20 protein-coding genes are annotated in these 23,160 nt (G+C 32.0%); 1 reads left to right on the top strand and 19 read right to left on the bottom strand.

Going from position 1 to position 23,160, the window contains the following annotated elements; genetic code table 11:
- Positions 1-129 precede the first annotated feature (129 nt).
- The 16 genes from N5B56_RS11835 to N5B56_RS11760 all read right to left on the bottom strand — a co-directional run bounded on the left by N5B56_RS11835 (position 130) and on the right by N5B56_RS11760 (position 19,802).
- Positions 130-1,437, bottom strand: coding sequence for an O-acetylhomoserine aminocarboxypropyltransferase/cysteine synthase family protein (locus N5B56_RS11835; protein ID WP_118565685.1), 1,308 nt, complete (start codon positions 1,435-1,437; stop codon positions 130-132).
- A 401-nt stretch (positions 1,438-1,838) separates the two neighbouring features.
- Positions 1,839-2,063 (bottom strand): hypothetical protein, encoded by a 225-nt coding sequence (locus N5B56_RS11830; protein WP_022088439.1) that lies wholly within the window; start codon positions 2,061-2,063, stop codon positions 1,839-1,841.
- 29 nt (positions 2,064-2,092) lie between these two features.
- Complete coding sequence (gene mnmA / locus N5B56_RS11825) at positions 2,093-3,166, bottom strand: tRNA 2-thiouridine(34) synthase MnmA (RefSeq protein ID WP_260979039.1); 1,074 nt, start codon at positions 3,164-3,166, stop codon at positions 2,093-2,095.
- A gap of 213 nt (positions 3,167-3,379) precedes the next feature.
- Positions 3,380-3,817: a Fe-S cluster assembly scaffold protein NifU gene (gene nifU / locus N5B56_RS11820; RefSeq protein ID WP_260979038.1), complete on the bottom strand. Its 438-nt coding sequence runs from the start codon at positions 3,815-3,817 to the stop codon at positions 3,380-3,382.
- Positions 3,818-3,848: 31 nt separating this feature from the next.
- Entirely contained in the window at positions 3,849-5,030 is a 1,182-nt protein-coding gene (gene nifS / locus N5B56_RS11815; RefSeq protein WP_260979037.1) for a cysteine desulfurase NifS, read from the bottom strand.
- 416 nt (positions 5,031-5,446) lie between these two features.
- Positions 5,447-5,980, bottom strand: coding sequence for a hypothetical protein (locus tag N5B56_RS11810; protein WP_260979036.1), 534 nt, complete (start codon positions 5,978-5,980; stop codon positions 5,447-5,449).
- Between the two features lie 204 nt (positions 5,981-6,184).
- Positions 6,185-7,057: an Rpn family recombination-promoting nuclease/putative transposase gene (locus N5B56_RS11805; protein WP_260979035.1), complete on the bottom strand. Its 873-nt coding sequence runs from the start codon at positions 7,055-7,057 to the stop codon at positions 6,185-6,187.
- 218 nt (positions 7,058-7,275) lie between these two features.
- Positions 7,276-7,800, bottom strand: coding sequence for a hypothetical protein (locus N5B56_RS11800; protein ID WP_260979034.1), 525 nt, complete (start codon positions 7,798-7,800; stop codon positions 7,276-7,278).
- Positions 7,800-9,842, bottom strand: coding sequence for an AAA family ATPase (locus N5B56_RS11795; protein ID WP_260979033.1), 2,043 nt, complete (start codon positions 9,840-9,842; stop codon positions 7,800-7,802). Before N5B56_RS11795 ends, N5B56_RS11800 begins: the two co-directional genes overlap by 1 nt.
- Positions 9,839-10,012, bottom strand: a complete 174-nt coding sequence (locus N5B56_RS11790) for a hypothetical protein (protein ID WP_260979032.1) — start codon at positions 10,010-10,012, stop codon at positions 9,839-9,841. The genes N5B56_RS11795 and N5B56_RS11790 overlap by 4 nt, the downstream gene beginning before the upstream one ends.
- On the bottom strand, positions 10,005-12,173 hold the full coding sequence (locus tag N5B56_RS11785) for a DEAD/DEAH box helicase family protein (protein ID WP_260979031.1): 2,169 nt from the start codon (positions 12,171-12,173) through the stop codon (positions 10,005-10,007). Before N5B56_RS11785 ends, N5B56_RS11790 begins: the two co-directional genes overlap by 8 nt.
- Complete coding sequence (locus N5B56_RS11780) at positions 12,173-13,327, bottom strand: aminotransferase class V-fold PLP-dependent enzyme (RefSeq protein ID WP_260979030.1); 1,155 nt, start codon at positions 13,325-13,327, stop codon at positions 12,173-12,175. The genes N5B56_RS11785 and N5B56_RS11780 overlap by 1 nt, the downstream gene beginning before the upstream one ends.
- Positions 13,324-16,923 (bottom strand): DUF6079 family protein, encoded by a 3,600-nt coding sequence (locus N5B56_RS11775; protein WP_260979029.1) that lies wholly within the window; start codon positions 16,921-16,923, stop codon positions 13,324-13,326. The genes N5B56_RS11780 and N5B56_RS11775 overlap by 4 nt, the downstream gene beginning before the upstream one ends.
- A 24-nt stretch (positions 16,924-16,947) precedes the next feature.
- Entirely contained in the window at positions 16,948-17,808 is an 861-nt protein-coding gene (locus tag N5B56_RS11770) for a DUF4007 family protein (RefSeq protein ID WP_118565692.1), read from the bottom strand.
- A 4-nt stretch (positions 17,809-17,812) separates the two neighbouring features.
- Complete coding sequence (locus N5B56_RS11765; RefSeq protein ID WP_199522704.1) at positions 17,813-19,528, bottom strand: phosphoadenosine phosphosulfate reductase domain-containing protein; 1,716 nt, start codon at positions 19,526-19,528, stop codon at positions 17,813-17,815.
- Positions 19,529-19,598: 70 nt separating this feature from the next.
- A complete protein-coding gene (locus N5B56_RS11760; RefSeq protein ID WP_022088450.1) occupies positions 19,599-19,802 on the bottom strand; it encodes a transcriptional regulator in 204 nt (67 codons plus the stop codon).
- A 155-nt stretch (positions 19,803-19,957) separates the two neighbouring features.
- Here N5B56_RS11760 and N5B56_RS11755 point away from each other — a divergent pair, with 155 nt between their 5' ends.
- Positions 19,958-20,284: a helix-turn-helix domain-containing protein gene (locus N5B56_RS11755; RefSeq protein ID WP_117910773.1), complete on the top strand. Its 327-nt coding sequence runs from the start codon at positions 19,958-19,960 to the stop codon at positions 20,282-20,284.
- Positions 20,285-20,459: 175 nt separating this feature from the next.
- Here N5B56_RS11755 and N5B56_RS11750 read toward each other — a convergent pair whose 3' ends face one another.
- From N5B56_RS11750 to N5B56_RS11740, 3 genes are all read right to left on the bottom strand, one after another.
- Positions 20,460-20,903 (bottom strand): RrF2 family transcriptional regulator, encoded by a 444-nt coding sequence (locus tag N5B56_RS11750; protein ID WP_022088452.1) that lies wholly within the window; start codon positions 20,901-20,903, stop codon positions 20,460-20,462.
- Positions 20,904-21,422: 519 nt separating this feature from the next.
- Positions 21,423-22,253, bottom strand: coding sequence for a carbohydrate ABC transporter permease (locus tag N5B56_RS11745; RefSeq protein WP_260979028.1), 831 nt, complete (start codon positions 22,251-22,253; stop codon positions 21,423-21,425).
- Positions 22,254-22,262: 9 nt separating this feature from the next.
- Complete coding sequence (locus N5B56_RS11740) at positions 22,263-23,147, bottom strand: carbohydrate ABC transporter permease (protein ID WP_117910262.1); 885 nt, start codon at positions 23,145-23,147, stop codon at positions 22,263-22,265.
- Positions 23,148-23,160 lie beyond the last annotated feature (13 nt).

The following is a 23,160-nucleotide window of genomic DNA, read 5'->3' as shown; positions in this document are numbered from 1 at the left end:
CAATATTTTTCAATTCATATATTATATTATATATATTGGTATCAAAATTCTCCAACTTTGATGCCTCCGGATTGTTCCGTGCTACGCACTCCCACAATCCTACCCAATATTTGCATATCGCGGGTATCATTATTTCACTGCTTTAAATGCTTCTTCTAAATCTTCAATAATATCATCAATATTTTCTGTACCGATTGATAATCTGATTGTGTTTGGTTTGATTCCTGAACCTAAAAGTTCTTCTTCTGTCATTTGTGAATGAGTTGTTGATGCAGGATGAATAACTAATGATTTAACATCTGCTACATTTGCCAACAATGAGAATAATTCAAGATTATCAATGAAATCTTTTGCCTTCTGTGCATCACCTTTAATTTCAAATGTAAAGATTGAGCCACCACCATTAGGGAAGTATTTCTTGTAAAGTGCCTGCTGTTCAGGGTCCTTTGATACTGATGGATGATTTACATTTTCAACCTGTGGATGATTATTCAAATATTCTACAACCTTTAATGCATTCTGAACATGTCTTTCAACTCTAAGTGATAATGTTTCTAATCCCTGTAAGAAAATAAATGCATGAAATGGTGAAATTGTTGCACCTGTATCACGAAGTAAAATAGCTCTGATTTTTGTTACAAATGCTGCAGGTCCTACTGCCTTTGTAAAGCTTACACCATGATAACTTGGATTTGGTTCAACTAATGAAGCAAACTTTCCTGATGCTTCCCAATCAAATTTACCGCTATCAACGATTACACCACCGATTGTTGTTCCATGTCCGCCGATGAATTTTGTTGCTGAATGAACAACGATGTCTGCACCATATTCAATTGGTCTTACAAGATATGGTGTTGCAAATGTATTATCGATTACTAATGGAATCTTATGTGCATGTGCAATATTTGCAATCTTTTCAATATCTACTACGTCTGAATTTGGATTTCCAAGTGTTTCAATAAATACAGCTTTTGTATTTTCCTTAATTGCTGATTCAATTTCTTCATAATTAAATGGATCAACAAATGTTGTTGTAATTCCGTATGATGGAAGTGTGTGTGCTAAAAGGTTGTATGTACCACCATAAATATTCTTTGCTGCAACGATGTGGTCACCGTTCTGTGCAAGGTTTTCAATTGTATATGAAATTGCTGCTGAACCTGATGCAACTGCTAATGCTGCTACACCACCTTCAAGTGCTGCAATCCTCTGTTCAAAAACATCTTCTGTAGGATTTGTAAGTCTTCCGTAAATATTTCCTGCATCTGTTAATCCAAATCTTGCCGCTGCATGGTCGCAATTTTTAAATACATATGATGATGTCTGATAAATTGGAACTGCTCTTGCATCTGTAACCGGATCCGGATTTTCCTGTCCTACGTGTAACTGTAATGTTTCAAATTTTAAATTTCTTTCTGCTCTTGTTTTCTTTGCCATAATGTTTACTCCTTATCTTTCCTCAAGTATTAATTATGTATACTACTTCCCAAATAATTTTCTTAACTTAACAACAACACATTCGATCATCTTTTGGAATATAGTATGTTCCTTGTACAAAACTTACCATGTTTTATCCTCGCTTTCAATTTCATAGTTTTCATAGTAGAATGCTATGATTTATCAACTGGCACTATCATATCCTACTTTTCATAGTATGTCAATAGGAATTAAGGATTTTTTTTAAATTCTTTTTATATAAAATTAATTACGGATGACTCTCAAATTTTGAAAATCATCCGTAATTATACTTTTTCATTTTAAATTTTATTCATTTTGCTATAAATTTTTACGGATAACTCTGCGATACGCACTATGTTTCCGTAATATTCCACTATCGCTTACTCATCAATTGCATCTGTATTTGGAATGTCTACACATTCAGGATTCTTTACTGTTCCTTTTGCCCATGCGCTTCCAACATCACAACGGCCATGATGATGAACTTCTCTCACTTCACCATCTTTTACACCATCAGATACATTTAAATTAATTCTGCTTGTTCCTGCTGCAACTTTTCCATCTAACATATTAATAATATTTTCAATATCTTTTTCGCTTGCCATATTTTTTCCTCCAAATAAAATCTTTCACTTTACTTAATTACTCCACCGCAATACACATAATCATCCATGTAAAATACTGCTGCCTGTCCCGGCGTTACAGCTCTTTGCGGCTCGTCAAATGTGCATTTAATTGTATTTTGATCTATTGCTTCAACAACACATGGTGCTCCTTTATGAGAGTATCGAATTTTTCCAATAAGTCTTACCGGTTCGTTTATTGATTCAACTGCCATATAATTTACATTCTCCACAATCACTTCTTTTGTAAATAATGCATCATTTTCACATAAAACAATTTCATTTGTATCAGCTTTAATTTCTTTTACAAACATTGGTTTTCCAAATGTTACACCAAGTCCTTTTCTCTGTCCTATGGTATAATGCGTTATTCCTTTATGTTTACCTACAACTTCGCCATCTTCTAATATAAAATTCCCGGGCATACATTTAGTATCTGACTCTTCTTCTATAAACGAAGCATAATCATGGTCCGGCACAAAGCAAATATCCTGGCTGTCAGGTTTGCTTGCCACTTCCAAACCAACCTTCTCTGCTATTTTTCTAATTTCATCTTTTGTGTATTCTCCTACAGGCATTAACGTATGAGCTAACTGTTCTTGAGTTAAATTGTATAAAGCATATGTCTGGTCTTTTTCGACTGTTACTGAATTTCTGATTGTATATCTGCCATTTTCCAATTTTATAATTCTTGCATAATGACCTGTTGCGATATAATCTGCCCCTATTTCCATGGAGCGCTTTAAAAGCGACTCCCACTTTACATAACGGTTGCAGGCAATACATGGATTTGGTGTTCTTCCATGCAAATATTCATCTACAAAATAATCTATAACATACTTTTTAAAATCAGTTTTAAAATTCATTACATAATATGGAATATCAAGTCTGAAAGCTACCCTTCTTGCATCATCAACTGCTGACCAGCCACAACATCCACCTTCATGTTCCATTGTTATATTATCTTCATCCTGCCATATCTGCATTGTTGCTCCCATAACATCATATCCCTGCTCTTTAAGCAAATATGCTGCCACCGATGAATCAACACCGCCAGACATACCAACGACTACTTTTTCTGCCATAAAACTCTTATCGTTCCTTTCATTTTAAAATTACAAAAATTTTATTTTTCTTTTTTAGATATACTTTTTATATCCACATCATTTTATCATTATAAATGAAAAAAAGCGAGAGGTTAGTGAAGCAAACTATAAAGTTAACATCTTTTAACAATTATAATTTACAAAAACCTCTCACTTTTATAAATCCCAGGGTCCTATTTCAATTTTTGTAGTTTAATATTCTTCTTCCTCTTCTTTTTCACTAATGTCATTAACCGGCTTTTCAAGACCTTCAATCTTAATATTATGCTTTTCTGCATAATCCCATAATGCTGCGTGAATTGCCTCTTCTGCTAACAATGAACAATGTACTTTTACAGGTGGAAGTCCGTCTAATGCTTCCATAACTGCTTTGTTTGTTACCTCCAAAGCCTGCTGTATTGTTTTTCCTTTTACAAGCTCAGTTGCCATACTACTAGTTGCAACTGCTGCTCCACATCCAAATGTCTTAAACTTAACATCATTAATTATTCCATTATCATCAATATCTAAATACATTCTCATGATATCGCCACATTTAGCATTTCCAACTGTACCAACACCACTTGCGTTTTCTATTTCGCCGACGTTTCTTGGATTCATAAAATGATCCATAACTTTTTCACTGTACATAGTTTATCCTCCTTCTTTGAAATTTAAAATATTATTTATGTTTTGCTACGTAATCTGCATACAATGGTGACATTGCTCTTAATCTTTCTATAATCTGTTTCAAATTATCAATTACAAAATCTATTTCTTCTTTTGTGTTTTCCTCACTAATTGTAAGTCTGATTGAACCATGTGCAATTTCGTGTGGAAGACCAATAGCAAGTAATACATGTGAAGGATCTAATGAACCTGATGTGCAGGCTGAACCACTTGATGCACATACGCCCTTTTGGTCTAATAATATTAACATTGATTCACCTTCTATGAATCTGAAACAGAAATTCATATTATTAGGAAGACGTTTTTTTCTGTCTCCGTTTAATCTTGTAAATGGAATTTCATTTAAAATTCTATCAATTGCATAATCTCTTAATTTTGTTTCGTACTCACTTCTTTCTTTAAGTGTGTCTCTTGCAATTTCAGTTGCTTTCTTTATTCCGACAATTCCAGGTACATTTAGTGTTCCGGCTCTTCTCTTTCTTTCCTGAGCTCCGCCATGAATAAATGAACCGATCTTTACACCTGTTCTGATGTATAAAAATCCTATTCCTTTAGGGCCATTAAATTTGTGACCACTAACACTTAGCATATCAATATTTGCTTCATCAACATCGATTGCAATATGTCCATAAGCCTGTACAGCATCTGTATGGAATAAAATGCCATGTCCCTTCGCAATCGCACCAATTTCTTTTATTGGTTCGATTGTACCAATTTCATTATTTGCAGTCATAATCGATATTAAAATAGTATCCGGTCTGATTGATGCCTTTAACTGCTCTAAATCAACAATACCATTTTCATCTACATCAAGATATGTTACTTCAAACCCTCTTCTTTCAAGATATTCGCATGTATGAAGAATTGCATGATGCTCAATTTTTGATGTAATAATATGTTTTCCTTTATTCGCATAAGCTTCTGCTGTTGCTTTTAATGCCCAGTTGTCAGATTCACTTCCACCTGCAGTAAAATAAATTTCCTGCGGTTTTGCATTTATAAAATCAGAAATTGTTACCCTTGCCTGATCTACAACCTTCTTAGCGTCATTTACAAATGAATACACAGAAGATGGATTTCCATACTGTTCCAAAAAATATGGTTTCATTTCTTCAAATACTTCAGGCAACACTCTTGTAGTTGCTGCATTATCCATGTATATGGTCTTGTTCATAACAGATACCTTACCTTTCCACAAACTTAAATCTATTGTTTTATTGTATATATTCCTAGTAAATTGATATGATTTACACTATGCATTATAACACGTTAATTCCTATTGTCAAGGTATGATTTGTAATACCTGGCATAGGTATATAAATTCTAGTTTCAAAGCGTGTTTGCAACAATTGTTAGAATTGAATATCTCACGAAATATATTTTATTCTCAATATTGCTTTTTCTTATAACGCACAATGCCAGAGTCAAAAGCCCGAAACTGCAATGTTCTTATTCATCACTAGTTTACGGCTTAGCGACTCTGGCATTAAATATATTTCTTATTATTTGTAAGTTTTAAATAAAATATGCACTGTTTTTAATAGTCTTATGCATAATGATATCTTCTCTTCTATTTCTTAATTCATCACATTATGCAATGTAATAATACACATATTCACCTACTTCACCTTCACGTTTTACATAAATCATATCGCCTTCTTTTATAGTATTAAAATCTGAACGATTATTTACAATAATAACGTCTTCTATTAATCCTTCATCTGTTTCACACATAACAAACCATTTTTTCTGTCTGATTATTGTAAGATTCTCCACAAATAATTTGCTCTTAACTCTTAGTTTTAAAATTGGAGTCTTATCAGGTCTATATTCCATATCCTGCCAAAAATCAAGCAATGCCCATGATGAAATATTAAACACGAAGAAAATAGCTATTCCCCATATGATAGCCACCCTGTAGTAATCTCTAACGGAATACATCCATGGTGATACACGGGATGCTATTATTTCAAATATAACTCCAATAATTACTAATACAAATGAGATTATCATCCTCTTTGTCCAAATTTTTTTGTTCTTCTTCTCATAATGTGTCAAAATGTCATCCTGTTCCTTTTCGTCTGCCAAATGAAAGTTCTGCTGTCTGATATAAATTAGTTTCATAGAAACCCCTCCTTTGCAAACCCGTACCAATATTTTTTTACTTCATTGTCCCCCATTATTTTAATTTCTGATATACTACTATATCTGTTTTTTATTTGCAATATAAATTTTATTCATTATATTTACTATTTTATTTTGCATAAAAAATTTTTTCATCAAAAAATACCAGCAATAAATTAATATTACCGGCATTTTTGATTTCTGCTATTTTGAAATCTCTTGCATTATCTTCTCTACATCATATTTAGGCTCAGTATTTTCAGCTATGTCTCTTATGTTAGCAATAGAATCAACACTCTCCTCCAACTGTTTAGCTATCTGTTCACAACTTTCACCTTTGATTAATTTCTTGCAAACCAATGTTACTAAAAATTCCTGTAAACCTTCTTGTTTGCCTTCTTCTCTGCCTTCTTTCATTCCTTCTTCACGTGCCAACTCTTTCTCATCCTCAAGCCATTCACTTAAACGCATATACTCGCTCCTCCATTCTGTACTTGATTTTATTCGTTCCACTTCTGATTTTAATATAGCAGAAAAAGGATCAGCAGTAAACTGGCTCCTGACCGCTTTAAGAAAAAGTTTACAATCCTCACTAACGTCTCCGATTTGTCCTTTCGTGTTCATAAAAATTGTTGTTCTTCCTTCATTTAAAGCCAATCCGCGAACCTCTTCACACTTACTTGTGAAAGTATACTTATATTGTTTCTCTCCAAACAAATCAAAATCGCATATAAATATCACATATGTATTATTCAAATTCTTATATCTACATCCTCTTTCAAGTAAATCTAAATCAATCATATCATGATAATACCTACTTCTTTTCTTCAGATTGTCTTTACTTAAATTCTGCATTTCCACGCTGTATACGGCATCGTCGCCTTTAATATATGCATCTAGCCTTATTCCCTTAGCATCATTTCTTATTGCTATAGTTTTCTCATAGTCTACATATTTAATTTTTAAAACCTCTATGCCAATTATTTCAGTTAATATCTTTCTGCATAATTCTTCATTTAACATTACCTTCTGAAAAATAAAATTATCTGAAAGCCCTAATTGTTCCCACTTCTGCAACTATACTCCCTTCAAACTCCGGCCGAATTTTTAATTTTAGTTAGAATATTCTATATTCAAAGTGCAACATTATTTGTAGGTTTATGCAATATAAATATTATGTGATATTGTTAGAGTAAGTGACCAATATGTTGTATTAAACTTCCAATAAAATTATTGCATCTATTCTCTAACTCTTCTCTACACTCCTCTTCATTATTAACACTTATTCTTCCACTCTACATCGCTTCACCTTGCATATCATCATTAAACAGTGCCATTATATTTGCTACTCTTGCGTCTACAAATTCATCATCTTCTTTTGTTGAACGCAATACAAGCTTATTATATAGGTACTCTATACCACCTCTTGCATATGAATTAAATAACTCCATATCTTCCTTGTATCTATATTCGCTTTTGTCATTTGTATCAAATGCAATTCTTGCTTTCTCTTCCGGCGTCATATTTCTGCTATCGTCAATTAGCAAAATAACCTGCATAATAGTTTTAAACCTGTCATACTCTCCTGCAATCTGTTTTAATTGAACTGTTCTTTTATCATCTGTTTCAAAATCATCAGCTCTTTTATTACCTGTTCTAAGTCCAATTATGGCACCCACAGCATATAAATCTACAAGTCTCTTAAATCTGCTATGATCCTCAATTTTTCCCTGTACCCACATTGCATCAACATATTTAGCATATCTTCCGTGTAATACAAAATCTTCATTTTTAAAATAGTCATACTTTTTTTCTTCCATTATTTTACCCCTCCATTTCCAACTATAGTTGAACTTACATCAGAATATTCTCTTTCTACCCTGTAGCAATAATCATCTAATGTATATTTATCAAGGCCTGATGCCTCCCAATCCTTATCAAGCATAAATATAATTACCTGTTCAGCAAATTCCGGCAATTTTCTTGAAATAAGTCCTATATTTTGAGTTCCTAATTTTGAAAATGGTGCATCGAGAACCAAAGGAAGACTTAACACTGATTCTTTTTCTTCCTGATTGCTCTTTTCTCTCTTTGCCAATTCCAAAATGCTAACTATATATACAAAATTAATTGCCGTAACTTCTCCTTCTGAAAGGTTCCTTTCCTCTCCTCCTGCTTTGTAATACATATGCATCTTATAATCGTCCTCTAATTTTGCATACTTTTCATTGCTGTTAAACATTTTTTCATAATTATCACTAATAAGGGCGTTTAATTCTTCCAAAGTTTTACTTTTTCTGGCTTTCACATTGTAATCTGCTTTTTCAAATAATGCTTCTGCATATGCGATGGCTCTATATACAACTGCATTTTCTCTATCCTGCTTTGCTATTCCATCTAACTGTTTTGTTAGGCTATCTTTTTCTTTTTGTAAATTTTCCAAATGATAATTATATGAATTTATTGTTGTCTCACACTCATTGCATCTATTCTTAAAATTCCTATACTTTCTTCTCACATCCTCAAGATTTAGTTTTCTGTCAATCTTTCGCTCCAGATTTTCTATATTTCTTTCTATTTCTTCGACATCATCCTGTGTATCTTCATAGTCCCTACATTTTTCTCTAATTTCTGAAACTAACTCTGAATTATCGTGCTTCCAATTAGCAAGTTTTAACTTTAATGATTTAGCCGGGCCTCCAATCTTATTTGGATATACATCCTGTCTCAACTTAATCATAGTTTCATAATGCGAGCTACCTTCTTCTAGTTTTTCACCACATAGGCATACCCCATTGTTAAGAAGCCAGTCTATAGTATCTGAAGTAACTCCCGGGATATCTTTTCCTTCAATGTCAACTTCATTTAATATTGCTTCAATTCTTGGAAGTAATTCACTTGTAAAAAATTTATCTGACTTACTAAGCAAATTTATAATATCTGCATAATATCTTCTGGCATGCCCTTTTTCATTTATTAGATTTTTTTCATTGCTTTTCAATTCCTTCTGCTGTTGTTCCATACTGCTGTTTTCATTAAGGATTTCATCTAATTCTTCAGCTTTCTGTCTTGCCATTTCAAGATCATTAGTTTTGTTTTCAATTGCTTCTTTAGTTTCCCATATTTTTTTGTCTATCTCTTTTATTGCATACTCTGTCTTTCTAAATTCATCCGTAGATCCTTTTACACTTCTTCTTAATTTAGTTAACACACTTGTCCTGTATTCGGAATTTCCATTTTTTAAATGTTCTGTCATCTTAAGAATTGACGAAATACCTAAAATAATATTTATTGTTTTTTCTATATCTTCTGATTTGTTTTTAGTCTGGCTCCATCTTTCACCATCGAAGAATAAATAATTCGATAATTTTTCAGGGAACATCTCTTCTATAGTTTTCTGTACACATCCTGACGGATGATTCTTATCACGATTACCGGCATTACTTATAAGCCCTCCACCATTCACACTCATATCCAAAAATGGAGTTATATTTACAGGTAAAACTGTTAAATCTCCCGGATCATCATATACTTTTCTAAACTTTTGAGTTCTTATAAATTCATAAGTTTTATCCCCGTCCTCAACAACAAGTTCGACTTTTACATCCGCAATCTCATTCTGTCTAAGTGACGCAATAACCTCATTATTTAAAAGTGTAATTTCTTTTACATCATCCACATAATTAGTTTTATTTACATTTCCATATAATACCCATCTAAACGCCTGAGCAATTGTCGTTTTTCCAAATGTATTATCACCTAATATAATTGTTACATTCTTTTCCGGATTACATGAAAAATTTAATTCATTATCTCCCTTATATCTCATAAAATTATGTAATTTAATCTTTCTAAATCTCATACCGTTCCCTCCATATCCTTACGTGCTTTTTTCATAATTTTTGTACAAATCCAATCAACCATTTGCTTATCACTATATTCATTACTTCGTACATTTCTGGTTTCCATTTTACGTATTTCATCAAACATTTCCTTAACTACCTGTTTCTCAACCTGATTTTTTTCATCCATCGTAATACTCCTCCATTTTTTCTATTTCTTCGTCGATATCAAAAAATACACTATATGAATTCATAATATCTGTCATAAGACTTTCACCTGTTATTCTATTGTCAGCTAGCTTTGCAAATTCATTAATTCTGTACAGTTCTCCAATTATAATTGACCTATCCCTTTCAAAATCGTCGTAAGCCACATCTGTCAATTTTCTTGGTAAAGTTACAAAATCATAGATTTCTGCAAATTCTTTATTTGAACTTTTTCGTAAAAGTCTTCCTCTCCTTTGAATAAATTCCTTTGGATTTCTTGAACTGCTCATAATAAACGCTGTCTTAATCCCCGGAATATTTACACCTTCATCTAAACATTTAATAGCCGTAATTACCTGATAAAGACCATTTTGAAAATATTTCTTTATCTCCTGACGTTCATATAAATCTTCTTCTGCCGTAAACCTGTGAGCCCTCATACCTAATGATTTGTTTATCATTTCTGTAACACCATCTATCTGTCTTACCAAATCAACAGTTTCGTTCTCTTCATCTTCATTTTCCATTGATGTTGCCCCACAATAAACTAAGATACTGTCTTCATTTTTATATTTTTCCATTAACTCCATTAGTTTTTTAGGTTTATTTCTAGCACCTGCTAACAATCTCGACCTTTTAAAAACTAATAATTTCCCCTCTTCCGATATTTTTACTTTACCTTCTTCTTCAACTACAAATTTCTTTATTTTTTCCGTAAGATATGAATATTTATCCAGCTCATCTTCATCCAAAAATACCGGTATAGGATAATACTTATATTTGCATAAGGCACCTTCTTTTATAGCCCTCTCCAAATCGTAAACAATGCACTCATCTCCAAAATAATCAAAAATCTTCTGAGTCCCTTTTTTATCCATATGTCGTTTTATTGTTGCTGATAAAGCAATTCTATATTTAATATTTTCAGGCAACATATTTGACAATCTGACCGAGCCAAAATTATGTGCTTCATCAATTATCAAAAGTACATTTTGTTCTTCATTTAATCTATGTATAATATTTTGTATTTTTTCACTTGCAAAAGTATCATTTGTAGTTATACATACAAATGGTTTCCCATTATTTCTAAATCGCTTATATGCCTTTACTAAATTTAAATCCCATTTTTTATCTGATGACTTTGAATGAGCTATTATAGGATTGCATGCCCAGTTAACTACATCTTCCTCCCATTGTCCGACCAAATGTATATATGGGCATACAATAAACACTGCCAGTTTTTCATCCACCTTTTCAGCCAAATGTGCCATACAGGCTAAAGCAGTAAATGATTTTCCCGATCCTGTTGACATTGAAAATATTCCTTTATATCCCTGTTGTTCCCATCCGTTTATTGCTTCAATCTGATAATCCCTCAGTTTGACATTATCAGGGATTTTAAATATTTTCTCAGGTTTTATAAAATCATGATAATCAAACTGTTTCTTGTCTGTATCATAATCAACTTTATCTTTTTTAAATTGTTTTAACCTTTCTATAACGACTTTTGGAAATGGAATTATGCACAATTTTTTTGTGCAGTCATTCCACATTCTATCAAAATCCTGTTCTATATTTTCTACGCCATCCTTTTGACTTTCGTCCTTCCAGCTGCAAAATGTATATACCGATTCAAAATTATCATTAAATGCATTCTCTGATTCATTAAGCGAACCTGTAAATCCTATTCTATTCCCAAATTCATCTTCAAATATTGCTAATTTCTCATGATATAAACTTATTCCGTTCTCATTTTCCATAAATGCAATTTTCAAATCCAACATTCCACTTGCAATCATAGTTGCAACAAGATTCAATCTTTCTTCTTCAAAATAATCTATAGGTGATTTAATACTAATCTGCAAAGCCTCTGTAAAAGCTTCATCTCTTGTTTTGTATCCTAAATTAATGGCCTCTATATCATCTTCTGAAAGTCTCGGTGAGCAAATAAGTTCCACCTTTCCATTATTTTGTGCCATTGCAAATAAACCTATTGAAATATTTGAAAGTGCAGATGTTGAGAAAAACCCTACTGACCTTTTATAAATCACACTTTTTTCCAGTACCGGTATTAAAAAGTCCTTTGGTATATCATTTTCATCGCTTCTGTATCTAACATGTATTTTTAAATCTCTAAAACTCATTATTCCTCACCAATTTCTTCCACTGCCATAATCAGCCTGTCCACATCATCTTTCGTGGTATATCTTCCAAGGCTTGCCCTAACCACACCTACATAATCCTTGTCTTCCAAATGATTGTGTATAAGTGGTGCACAATGATACCCTGTTCTAACGGCAATGCTGTAATCTTCGTCAAGAATCATTCCTACATCTGACGCTTTATAACCTTTTATATTAAATGCCACAATTCCTACATGTGCATCTTTAGGTGGCAAATACATAACTACATTTTTGTTTTTACTTAATTCTAAAGTAAGATAATCCGTCAGTCCCTTCTCGTGTTTAAAATAATCTATACCTTCTTCTTTTATAACATTTGCTGCTGCATTTAAACCTGCAACTGCAACTATATTTGGACTCGATGGTTCAAACATTCCCGGAATTGATGACGGCATATTCAAATTGAGTGAATCACTACCTGTTCCTCCTGCAATAAAAGGATTAATTTTTTCTCCTTTTCTCATATAAAATCCACCTATTCCAAATGGTCCGTACATATTTTTATGACCCGCAAACACAACAAAATCCGCCTGCATGTTAACCAAATCTATATCAATTAATCCTAGCGATTGTGAAGCATCTATAATCACTTTACAATTGTATTTTTTTGCAATTTTCACAATCTGTTTTACCGGTAAAATATATCCTGTAACATTACTTATATGTGTTACAAACAACTTTGTCGGATTATTAACAGAAAATAAATATTCCATTTTTTCCAAATCAATTGTCATATTTTCTCTAATAACAGGTAATTGCTTAATTTCAAATTTATTTTCATCCTGGGCTTTTTTGAGCGGTCTCATTACTGCATTATGCTCAAATGGAGAAACAAAACATATGTCATTTTCACTCCAGTCAAGACCACCTATAATCATGTTAAGTGCAATTGTTGCTGAAGGTGCAAATATAACATCAGCTACCTGTTCTCCATTAACAAGACTTAGCATTTTTGTCCTTGTTTCATCTATTAAACCTGTAGCTTTCTTAGCCAAATCATACGAGCCTCGTCCGGCATTTACAGCCAGATTTCTATTTACATAATCCATTGCCTGATATACTTTTTCAGGTTTAGGAAATGTTGTTGCCCCATTATCCAAATAAGTTAATTTCATTTGCTTAATAAATCCTCCAATGCCTTTGCAAGTACCGAAACTTTTTGATTAAGTTCCAACGTATCCCCAAATTCTTCTAATGCTTCTTCAATAGCATTTTGTAAAAAGTAACTTGTGCTGTCGTCATCATCAGTCTCATAAAATCTTTCTATCTTATTTCCACCATTTTCAATATAAATTCTGTTTTCGCCTGAGCCTGATTCATTATTTTCCTTTACTGCCTCAACGCTCGCCTTTACTCTCGCCAATTCATCCATAAATTGTTCAAAAGAATCATTCTTCCAGTCATTTATATAAATTCCGGAAATTATCTTGCACACTCTTGATACGATTTCTAATTCATCATTAGTTTTTAGCTGTCCAATATAAGTCATAAATCCAGTTATATTTTCTGCAAAAATATGTGACTTTGCTTTTTCACTTTGCTCTACATACCATGTTTTTAGACATTCGCTAAGACTGTCATTTGCTTTTTCGCCAAAAATTTTCTTTATATCTGTTGCAGTTTTTATTTTTGTAAAATACAGATTTTCACTCATGCATTTCTTTATTTTCAAAACTTCCTGTGTGCATTTTTCATATGCATTATCATCAATATTTCCACAAATTGCTTCCGGTATTTTCTCAAATAAGACTTCTCTTGGATTTAACTCTATCCCTTTAAAAATCTTTCTGAATTTCTTTATTTTTTCAAATGTTTCCTCTTCTATATATCCCTTTTCTTTTTTATTGAAAATTTGTTTTGTAAATGTAAGAGTATACTGGTCTATAGACCTGTACCATCTGTGCATACTTTCAACAATATTGCTTAATCTCTGCATCTTAGACTGTTTCTTTTTCTTTATTTCCTCAGTAATAAAGTTTTCTTCTAAAATATTGAGATACTTTTCCTTTTCCATATTTTCTTTTTCAATGAATAGGAAATATTCTTCCGGCTTTTCATTTATGTTATTTAGTATTTCGCTTGATATATCAACTTCTTTATCTCGAAGATAAATAATTGGTGTGTCCTGCAAACCTACAATTTCATTTGCAAGAAAAATAGGTATTACTCCCTTTCTTACACCAAATTTTTCTCCCATTATTTTTGAATACAACTCATCAAAAGATGTTTTTTTACCGGCACATTTACCTATAAAATCTCTTATCTCTTTTAAAATTTTCTCGCATCCTGCCTCATATTCATTATTGTCCATTATCCCTGTATGAACTAATGTTGCCCTGAAAATAGTTGATTCTGAACTTGTTCCTTTTTCAAATCCCGATAAATCTTCTTCTCCAAGAATAGCATCAATTATCTGATTTCTTGCTTTTTTAATCTGCGCTGAAACATTCTGTCTATTTATCAGCTCATTATTAATTTTAGGAGCATTTTCGTAATACGAAGAACATATATCACTTAAAAATCTGTTAAAATTTTTTTCTGATTCAAATTTTAATTTTTCACTATCACGTCCACTGTAAAAGCAAATATCATTTCCATTTTCAGGCATATAAAGACTTTCAAGTTCTCCATTAATTTCAAAAATTAAATCATCTCTATATAATTCGAGTTCCTGTTGTAAAACTTTATTTTCATCTATAAAATTCTTATCTTTAAGCAATGCCTTTACGGCTTTTAATTTTCTGATGCTTTGCTGCTGTCCAAATGCTTTTTTAGGATAAATTACTACTATTCTTTCATCCTTAAGCTTATCTGTATGCGCCTTTACTTCATTTGCATCATTTTCTTTTAACATTACAATGCATACAATTAATCCGTCAGCTTTATATGTATCAAACAAATAGTTTGAATTCTTTACACTAAGAAACTGTTCCTGTGTCATATACACATATTTAAAGAAACGTGTCATAGTGTATTCCCTGTTATATTTTTTAGGAAGTACATATTCTAATTCAGAAATATTTGCAAACTCTTCTGCCCAATTTAAGCTTAATGACTGCTTTTCAATCATCTGGTTCATATACTTATCCAAATTAATTCCAATATTATTTTTGAAAGTATATATTCCAAGTTTATTACGGTATTTTACAATTTCCTTGTTTTCTAATTTCTGCAAATATCCTGTAAAATCCTCTTTACTAAGTCCTGTAGCCAGACGAATTTCTTCTTTTTTTACCGGTACCTCTTCATTTTTATTAATCATATGAAGTATGGCTATAGCCTTAATTACTTTTTCCTCACCTAAAGATTCTGCCTTAGTCAAAGCATAATCTGCCTTTAGCCACTCATTGTGAATATTTGTAAGTGAAATACTTTCCTTAAATAAATTTTTAAAATAATCATAAATTACATCTACTGAAAGCAATTCATCTGCTCCGTTTTCAATTAAATTGACAAGGCTTCCCTTTTCGTCATTTGCCAAAAAAGTAAAAATGCTTCGCTCGTTTTGTGCTACTTTTTCACTTATATTAAGTAACGCATACGCTGTTAAAGGCAACATTGGGAATGCACCTTTTACAACTATCTGCTGATAATCGCTAAATTTAAACATACTTTGAAAACATGGTATTTTATAAGATTCTTTAATAATTTCACTATTATTTTCCTCTTTTAGCCATGCCTTATATTCTGTTCCTTTTTTCTTAATTACATGTTGCAAAAGTTCATAATTATTCTGAGCTGATACAATAAATCTTATTTCCTTTAATCTGCCTTCTACACCTTTAAATGCATTAATCATATCCTGAGGCAATGCATTTCCATACTCTTTTATACTTTTATGGGCAACAAATGTAATATGTATCTGTTGTTCTTTTGAATTATTTGCCAATTCACACATATCCTGAAGTATCTTCATATCATAGGCAAATGTTTCCCTTTCATGCCCTTCTATATATTTGCTGAATTCATCAAAAATAATATAAATGCCACCATATCCATGCTCTTTAAGTGCAATGCTTATTTCTCTATACAGTGTCATTGCATTGTCCTGAACCATCGGTCTGAATTCACTTCCTGCCGTCAATTCAGGATATACTTTCTTAAAAATTTCTAACCCATTACGATTCATTGACTTAAGGCTTTTTTCTAATTCCTTAACGTTAGTTTCATAACCTGTTAAAATATTCTCAAATTCCTTATAGACTTTTTTATATTTATTTTTCCAATTTCCAATCACTTCAACAGCTTTGCTGTAATCACTATCAGGAGCAATGTCCATCAAATCATTTTTCTTTAAAGCCTCCATTAAGCCAAGTACAAACCCATGATTTAAATCCCTGTCCGTTCCTGAAATAATAACTGGCAAAAATGGCTTATATTCTTTATGAATAAGTCTTGCGTTATTGGCTGTCACATCTGATATTTTTTCTATTTTATTTAAAAGTTTTTCTGTTGTTTTATCTTCTGATTCTTTAAGAATAGCCAATAAAACCAACAATAAATGTGATTTGCCTTTTCCATATGGTCCAATAAGGATATTTGCCTTTTCTTTATTATTAATAACGTTCTCAAGAAATCCATTTAATATATTTATTGATGAACGTGTAGGTATATAACTGTTGAGTTTTTTTCTATTGTCTATATCCAGTTGTAAGTTTATTGAATTCTGAAATTTCTTGTCTATTTCAATAAAATCCTTTAATTGGCTCATATTATGCTCCTTCACAGTTTATCTTTAATTTTTCTCGTAATATTTTTCTACTATTTCATTTAATGGAATATTTTTCTTCAAATAAACCATATCAAGTCCTGCCGTTCTATTTACTGTTATGTAATTTAAAGCCGCAAGATTATCTAAATACTCATTTAATGCAATTCTTTTCAAATTCAAAACCCTGCCCGGGGACAATGGTGCATTTAACAATTCATCTATTCCAACAGAATCTTTGGATTTTTCTTCAAAATATTTCATCAATGCATATAAAAATACTTCGTTTATCAATACTTCTCTATCAGGCTGTGTTTTAAAATATCTATCCCTATCCTTCTTTATTAATCCTAATTTTGCAAATGGAGATATTTTCTTTTCTTCCGGATCATAATCTTCTATTCTTTCTTTCACATACATATTTAAAAGAACCGAAATATCATCTCTTAATGAACGCTCTGATATTTTCTTTCCTTCAGCTAATATTTGCATTTTTCCAAGAATAATATACTCAATTTCCTCTTTAGTGAATTCATCCATATTCGTCTCATTAAAAAATAAATACCATGTTGTTGCCATATCCTTATTAAATACAAGATTTATATGGTAAATCCACAATGCAAAACTATCCTCTAAATATTCGTCATTATCTTTTATTATCTTTGCAATATCAGTTAACTTTGCTCCGTTTTTAGGCGATTCCTCGATAAATTTCCCCGCTTTAAGCCAGTATCTGATAGCTTTCGCCATATTGCTTCCAACTCCTAAAGCATCTGCTCCATAGTTCTCAGAAAAAACTTTTCCATTGTCACTTACCGCTTTTAACCCTTTATCAAGCCAACCTTCACGTATTGTAAATGTTTCATGTCCCTTAAGTTTTATTGCCATATTTTTATCCTTTTTTCGTTGCTAATACTTTTCGCATATAACATCCTGCCGTGTAATGATTAACGCATTCAGCACATCTTACACATTTATCATCCAAAATCTTATAATCAAGATTACCTTCCTTATCTTCTTTAATAACAATTGCATTATGCTTGCATATACTCTCACACGCCCTGCATCCCATACACATTTGATATTTAGTAATCTGACATTTAACTTTGTCTTCTGCTGCCTTAACACTTGCAGCTCCATCTATTTTGTAATCGATTATCGTTACTTTTAACGTTGTACTTCCAATTCTTCCCTGAAGTTTAAGCACTAGTCTTCCATCTTTTCTCGTAACATAAACTTCTCCAAGTCGTTTATTTCCAAATTCAAAATTTAGATATCCAAATGGTTTAAACAATTCATACAATTGTTCTGAAATCGGTCTTTGCAGTTCATAATTAAATGCATTTTCTTCCAATGCACATGGTTCAAAAGAAACTGCTGTCTTTTTTGCATAATCTACGCCATTTCCACCCTGACGTGCTTTCCATTTGCCATCATCTACATATACTTCAGGGTCCGGTTTTCCAATCTGTTTTGCAAAATCAATTAGCATCTGCCTAAACCTTTCCGACTGTTGTGGCATATGAATTTTTGACAAAAATTCTGACCACCCACTGTTATTTGGACAGCACCAGCATCCTACTCTTGCATATCCCAATCTGTACGCATAATTAAAATCTATTTTTGTTGTAAGCATATACAACCAGACATCAAAATCCATCCAGTCTATAATTGGGGATATTGTTATTTGCTTTGTAATTTTAGAGCCTTCTGTTTCTCTTTCGTATTTACTTCTACTGGCAGACTCGCTTCGTCTTATTCCATAAAATGTTATTATTTTGTTTTTATTTCTAAATAAAGTCTTTATCTTTCTTTGTATCGCACCGGTTTTAAATATTGTGCAGCACCATCTCATTACTCTGCTTGGCGGTCCCACTAATTTACATAGTTCTTCAAAATCCTTATCCTTGTTTCTCGAAGATAAAACCGGAGTTTGGGGATGTTCTTTTTTAAACCTATCAACATATCTCATTGTTTCCGGAAATTCTAATGTAGTATCTCCAAATATGTGTAATATCTTTGGCTCACTTAACGCCCTCATAACTATATCTGATGTAACTGTGGAATCTTTTCCCCCTGAGAAAGATACAAACATATCTTTTGCCGTGTAATCTTTTGTAGAATTTTTAATGTAATCCACTGCTTCTCTTACAATGAATTCGTATCTGCTTCTGTTCGCCTGAACAAATTTATCTGCATATTGTTCAAAATATTCATAACTTATATTTTTTGATGCTTCTTCATATTTACTTCTAATATCATCAACATCTTTATTTTTTAATTCTTTAACTGAAAATTTAATTCGTTTACCATTAATTAAATATTTATTCCCGGAACAGTTCCATACTGAATCCTTCTCATATGTCCCAGGGATTTTATCTAATAAAATCTCTAAAAGCAGTCTTTCTTCCGGGAATACCGGTCTTATATCTGTTGTTATTCTTGTCCCTTTTCCACTACAACATTCGCACTCACTTTGAAATAGCGGAACCTTGCAATTATCACACCAGTAAATGTCTGATTTTTCTAATTCAGTTCTTTCTCCACACACCGGACATGTGCTGCTTTTTGTCTTTATATTGTCATTTCTACATACGTATTTAAGCACTTTATCACCTATCTCATATCCCTTGGGTTAGTTAAATGCAGATTTGCTCTTATTTTCTTATCTGCAAATGTTATCTCATATCTTTCGGGTCCAAATGCAGATAGGAACATAGTTCTAAGAATTCACCTGCGCTAAAATCCGCATTATTATCTATGAATTCTGACATATGTATCCCTGTATCTTTTTCTATCTGGGCAACTGAAATTTTATTACGTTTTATATACTCAACTATATTTTCAGATACCCTGCTATTACTTTTCTTTTGATTATTCATTCGATACCACCATTCTCGTTTCCCAAGAAAATTTTACTAATATCTACATTATATTCTTTGTTTGGGAGAATTGCAATGAAGTTTTTTCTTTGTAAAAGAGAATTTGTTGACGTAAATTTTTTCTTACTATATTATTGAAAAGAGAGGTAAATAAGATGAAGAATGCAAAGATTTCTGAAGTATTAAAAAATTATAGAAAGTTAAACAAATTGAGTGTGCGTGATGTATCAGGTATACTCAAAGAAAAATCTTTAAACGTTGCCGAAAAGACCATATATGGCTGGGAAAGCGGTCAAACTCAACCTAATGCTGATACCTTGCTTATGTTATGCGAAATTTATAATATTGAAAATATTTTAGGCACTTTTGGATACACGGATGAAGAACCTATTAATCTTACAAGTCACGAAGTAAAATTAATAAAACAATACAGAAACCATCCTGAAATTCAGGATGCTGTTAATAAATTATTAGACGTGTAATTTTATTATAATAAAAAAGTCGGAGCATTTATACCTGCCTCCAATTGTTAAATTAACTAATGGAATCGGTACAAACGCTCCGGTTTTTTAACCGAATTATTATGAATCACATATATAAAGAGCAGACGCTTTTCATCTGCTCCACTTATTTTATGTTGTATTTATTTAATTTAGATTAAATACAATAGTCATTTGTTTGATTTTCTTCTAACTGCCACTGAACTAAATCTGCCAATGTAATATTATCAACTACAGCTTTTACTGCATCATTTATCTCCTGCCATACTCTAACAGTTGCGCATCCTGTCATTCTTTCACATGGTTCTGCATCATCTTCCACACATGCAACAGGAGCTAATGAGCCTTCTGTTAATCTTAAAATCATTCCTACTGTATATTCTTCCGGTTTTTTCTTTAATAAATATCCACCCTGAGGTCCTCTTGTACTTCTTACATAGCCGGCTTTATTTAAAACTGAAATAATCTGTTCCAAATATTTATCAGATATTTCCTGTCTCTTTGCAATATCTTTTATACTTACCGGTGTATTTCCCTCCGAATGCTCTGCAATATCAAGCATTAATCTCAATGCATATCTTCCCTTTGTAGAAATTTTCATTATATTTACATCTCCTATTAGTTTTCATCATTTAACAGATGCCTAAATTTATAATATAAATTTATTTTGCGTAATCGTTAATTAAACTTGCAACAATTATAACGTCAAATACTTCTCAGGCATCTTTTATCTTTAATAATATAAATGTATTATAGAGCATAATTCATACTTTTTCAATATGAATTAAGAAGAATTTAGTGTTTTATCTTTTAAGCATCCTTCTAACAGACTCCAAATCTACTCTTTTTATACCCGTAAAGAAACTACCGCTTCACAAATCTACATTTGTAAAGCGGTAGTACCGTAAAAAAAGAAAACTATTAGTAATAATTGACATAACAATTATTAATGATAACCTATATAATTAATTGGTATGATAAACAAACTATTTAGAGTGCTAGTTGCTATGTTTATCAATACTAATTATATAACATTGTGTTAATAAGATGTCTTACGGATTGTTTCGTGTAATACACTTTCACAATACCTGCATCCATAAAATTATTTGGATAAATTAATTTATCCTTTTACTGCACCTACTACCAAACTTTCCTGTACCTGCTTACTTAAGAAGAAGTAGATAATAATTGTTGGCAATGTTGCAATTACCATACCTGCTCCAATTAATCCCCATTCTGTCGAATACTGTCCGGCAAGTGACATAATACCTACAGGAAGTGTTCTGAACTCATCACTGTCAACAAATGTATTTGCTAACATCAATTCATTCCATGTTCCTAAGAATGTAAATATTGAAGCTGTTGCAATGGCTGATTTAACCATAGGGAATATGATTTGTATAAAACATTTAAAAATTCCGCATCCATCAATATAAGCCGCTTCTTCCATTTCTCTTGGAATCCCTCTATAGAAACCTACCAAAATCATTATACTCATAGGAAGTGCTCCGGCAATGTAAGGAATTAACAATCCTAAATATCCACCTTTAAGTCCCAGTCTATCTAAAATCTGAAACAATGGTAACAATGCTGCCTGCGCGGGTATCATAATCCCAATCATAAATAACCCATATACAAGGTTTCTTAATTTCCATATCATTCTTGAAATGGCATATGCTGCCATTGATGAAATTATTCCTGCTGCTACTACCGTAACCACTGAATAAAATACTGAATTAAGGAAATATCTGATTAAATTTGATGAGCTCAATGCTGTCACATAATTATCCCATCTCCATACATGAGGAAGTCCAATTACATTTTCACCAAATATTTCCGTGTTGCTTTTTAACGAAAATGTTATAAGCCAATATAGTGGAAACAACTGAGTTAAAGCAATTAATAATAAGACAGCAAATTTTATTGCTCCCATAATTTTTTTCTTTTTCATTGTGCCCTCCTATACTGCTGAAACATTCTGCTCTGCTTTTTTAAATATTCTGTTAACTATAAATGTAAATATGAGACACTCTATTACTATAAAGAACGCCTGTGCACTTCCATATCCATACAAACCTTTTCTAAATAAATTATTGTACATTAGCGTAGCGGGAACTTCACTTATGTGGTTTGGGCCTCCACCTGTCATAACATAAACAAGGTCAAAGGCTCTTAATGATCCGGTTATTGCAAATATTACGCATGTTTTTATTACCGGAACAAGTAAAGGTAATGTAATTTTCATATGAACCTGCAACGTTGACGCTCCATCTATCTGAGCTGCTTCATAATAGTCTGTTGAAATAGACTTTATACCTGCATAGAAAATAATCATATGATATCCTATGTACTGCCATATAGACGGAATTAAAACCGTCATAAAAGCATCCTTTGTTAGCCAGGAGTGCTCATATTTAGGATTGAAGTATCTGATTACGGTGTTAATTACACCGTAATCATTATTAAACATTTTAAGCCACAACTGTCCTATAACCATACTTGATATTACAACCGGGATAAAATATACAGTTCTGAAAAATCCATCGCCTTTCACTCCTCTTGATAATACCAAAGCTAAAATTAATGATATAGGTAACTGAATAAATACTGATGCCACTACAAGAATCAAAGAGTTCTTTACTGCAAGTGGGAAATATCTGTCTTCAGTAAACAATTGTATGTAGTTTTTTATACCAATAAAGGTTTTTGTTCCAATTCCATTGTATTCAAAAAAACTGTAAATTCCTGACGTAACTAATGGAATCAAGGTAAATCCTAAAAACAATAGTAGCGCCGGTAATATAAATATTAATATGTATTTCTTATTTCCAAGCATTTTTTCCATAACACTACCTGCC

The organism is Eubacterium album, assembly GCF_025336545.1.
In the GTDB taxonomy this organism is placed as follows: Bacteria; Bacillota; Clostridia; order Lachnospirales; family Lachnospiraceae; genus Eubacterium_U; species Eubacterium_U album.
This window is presented reverse-complemented; position numbering and strand designations above follow the sequence as displayed.

What these genes read in the sequence shown, in the direction of transcription:
- N5B56_RS11835 (WP_118565685.1), bottom strand. Translation starts at nt 1,437, where the DNA reads ATGGCAAAGAAAACAAGAGCAGAAAGAAATTTAAAATTTGAAACATTA.
- N5B56_RS11830 (WP_022088439.1), bottom strand. Translation starts at nt 2,063, where the DNA reads ATGGCAAGCGAAAAAGATATTGAAAATATTATTAATATGTTAGATGGA.
- mnmA (WP_260979039.1), bottom strand. Translation starts at nt 3,166, where the DNA reads ATGGCAGAAAAAGTAGTCGTTGGTATGTCTGGCGGTGTTGATTCATCG.
- nifU (WP_260979038.1), bottom strand. Translation starts at nt 3,817, where the DNA reads ATGTACAGTGAAAAAGTTATGGATCATTTTATGAATCCAAGAAACGTC.
- nifS (WP_260979037.1), bottom strand. Translation starts at nt 5,030, where the DNA reads ATGAACAAGACCATATACATGGATAATGCAGCAACTACAAGAGTGTTG.
- N5B56_RS11810 (WP_260979036.1), bottom strand. Translation starts at nt 5,980, where the DNA reads ATGAAACTAATTTATATCAGACAGCAGAACTTTCATTTGGCAGACGAA.
- N5B56_RS11800 (WP_260979034.1), bottom strand. Translation starts at nt 7,800, where the DNA reads ATGGAAGAAAAAAAGTATGACTATTTTAAAAATGAAGATTTTGTATTA.
- N5B56_RS11795 (WP_260979033.1), bottom strand. Translation starts at nt 9,842, where the DNA reads ATGAGATTTAGAAAGATTAAATTACATAATTTTATGAGATATAAGGGA.
- N5B56_RS11790 (WP_260979032.1), bottom strand. Translation starts at nt 10,012, where the DNA reads ATGGATGAAAAAAATCAGGTTGAGAAACAGGTAGTTAAGGAAATGTTT.
- N5B56_RS11785 (WP_260979031.1), bottom strand. Translation starts at nt 12,173, where the DNA reads ATGAGTTTTAGAGATTTAAAAATACATGTTAGATACAGAAGCGATGAA.
- N5B56_RS11780 (WP_260979030.1), bottom strand. Translation starts at nt 13,327, where the DNA reads ATGAAATTAACTTATTTGGATAATGGGGCAACAACATTTCCTAAACCT.
- N5B56_RS11775 (WP_260979029.1), bottom strand. Translation starts at nt 16,923, where the DNA reads ATGAGCCAATTAAAGGATTTTATTGAAATAGACAAGAAATTTCAGAAT.
- N5B56_RS11770 (WP_118565692.1), bottom strand. Translation starts at nt 17,808, where the DNA reads ATGGCAATAAAACTTAAGGGACATGAAACATTTACAATACGTGAAGGT.
- N5B56_RS11760 (WP_022088450.1), bottom strand. Translation starts at nt 19,802, where the DNA reads ATGAATAATCAAAAGAAAAGTAATAGCAGGGTATCTGAAAATATAGTT.
- N5B56_RS11755 (WP_117910773.1), top strand. Translation starts at nt 19,958, where the DNA reads ATGAAGAATGCAAAGATTTCTGAAGTATTAAAAAATTATAGAAAGTTA.
- N5B56_RS11750 (WP_022088452.1), bottom strand. Translation starts at nt 20,903, where the DNA reads ATGAAAATTTCTACAAAGGGAAGATATGCATTGAGATTAATGCTTGAT.
- N5B56_RS11745 (WP_260979028.1), bottom strand. Translation starts at nt 22,253, where the DNA reads ATGAAAAAGAAAAAAATTATGGGAGCAATAAAATTTGCTGTCTTATTA.
- N5B56_RS11740 (WP_117910262.1), bottom strand. Translation starts at nt 23,147, where the DNA reads ATGGAAAAAATGCTTGGAAATAAGAAATACATATTAATATTTATATTA.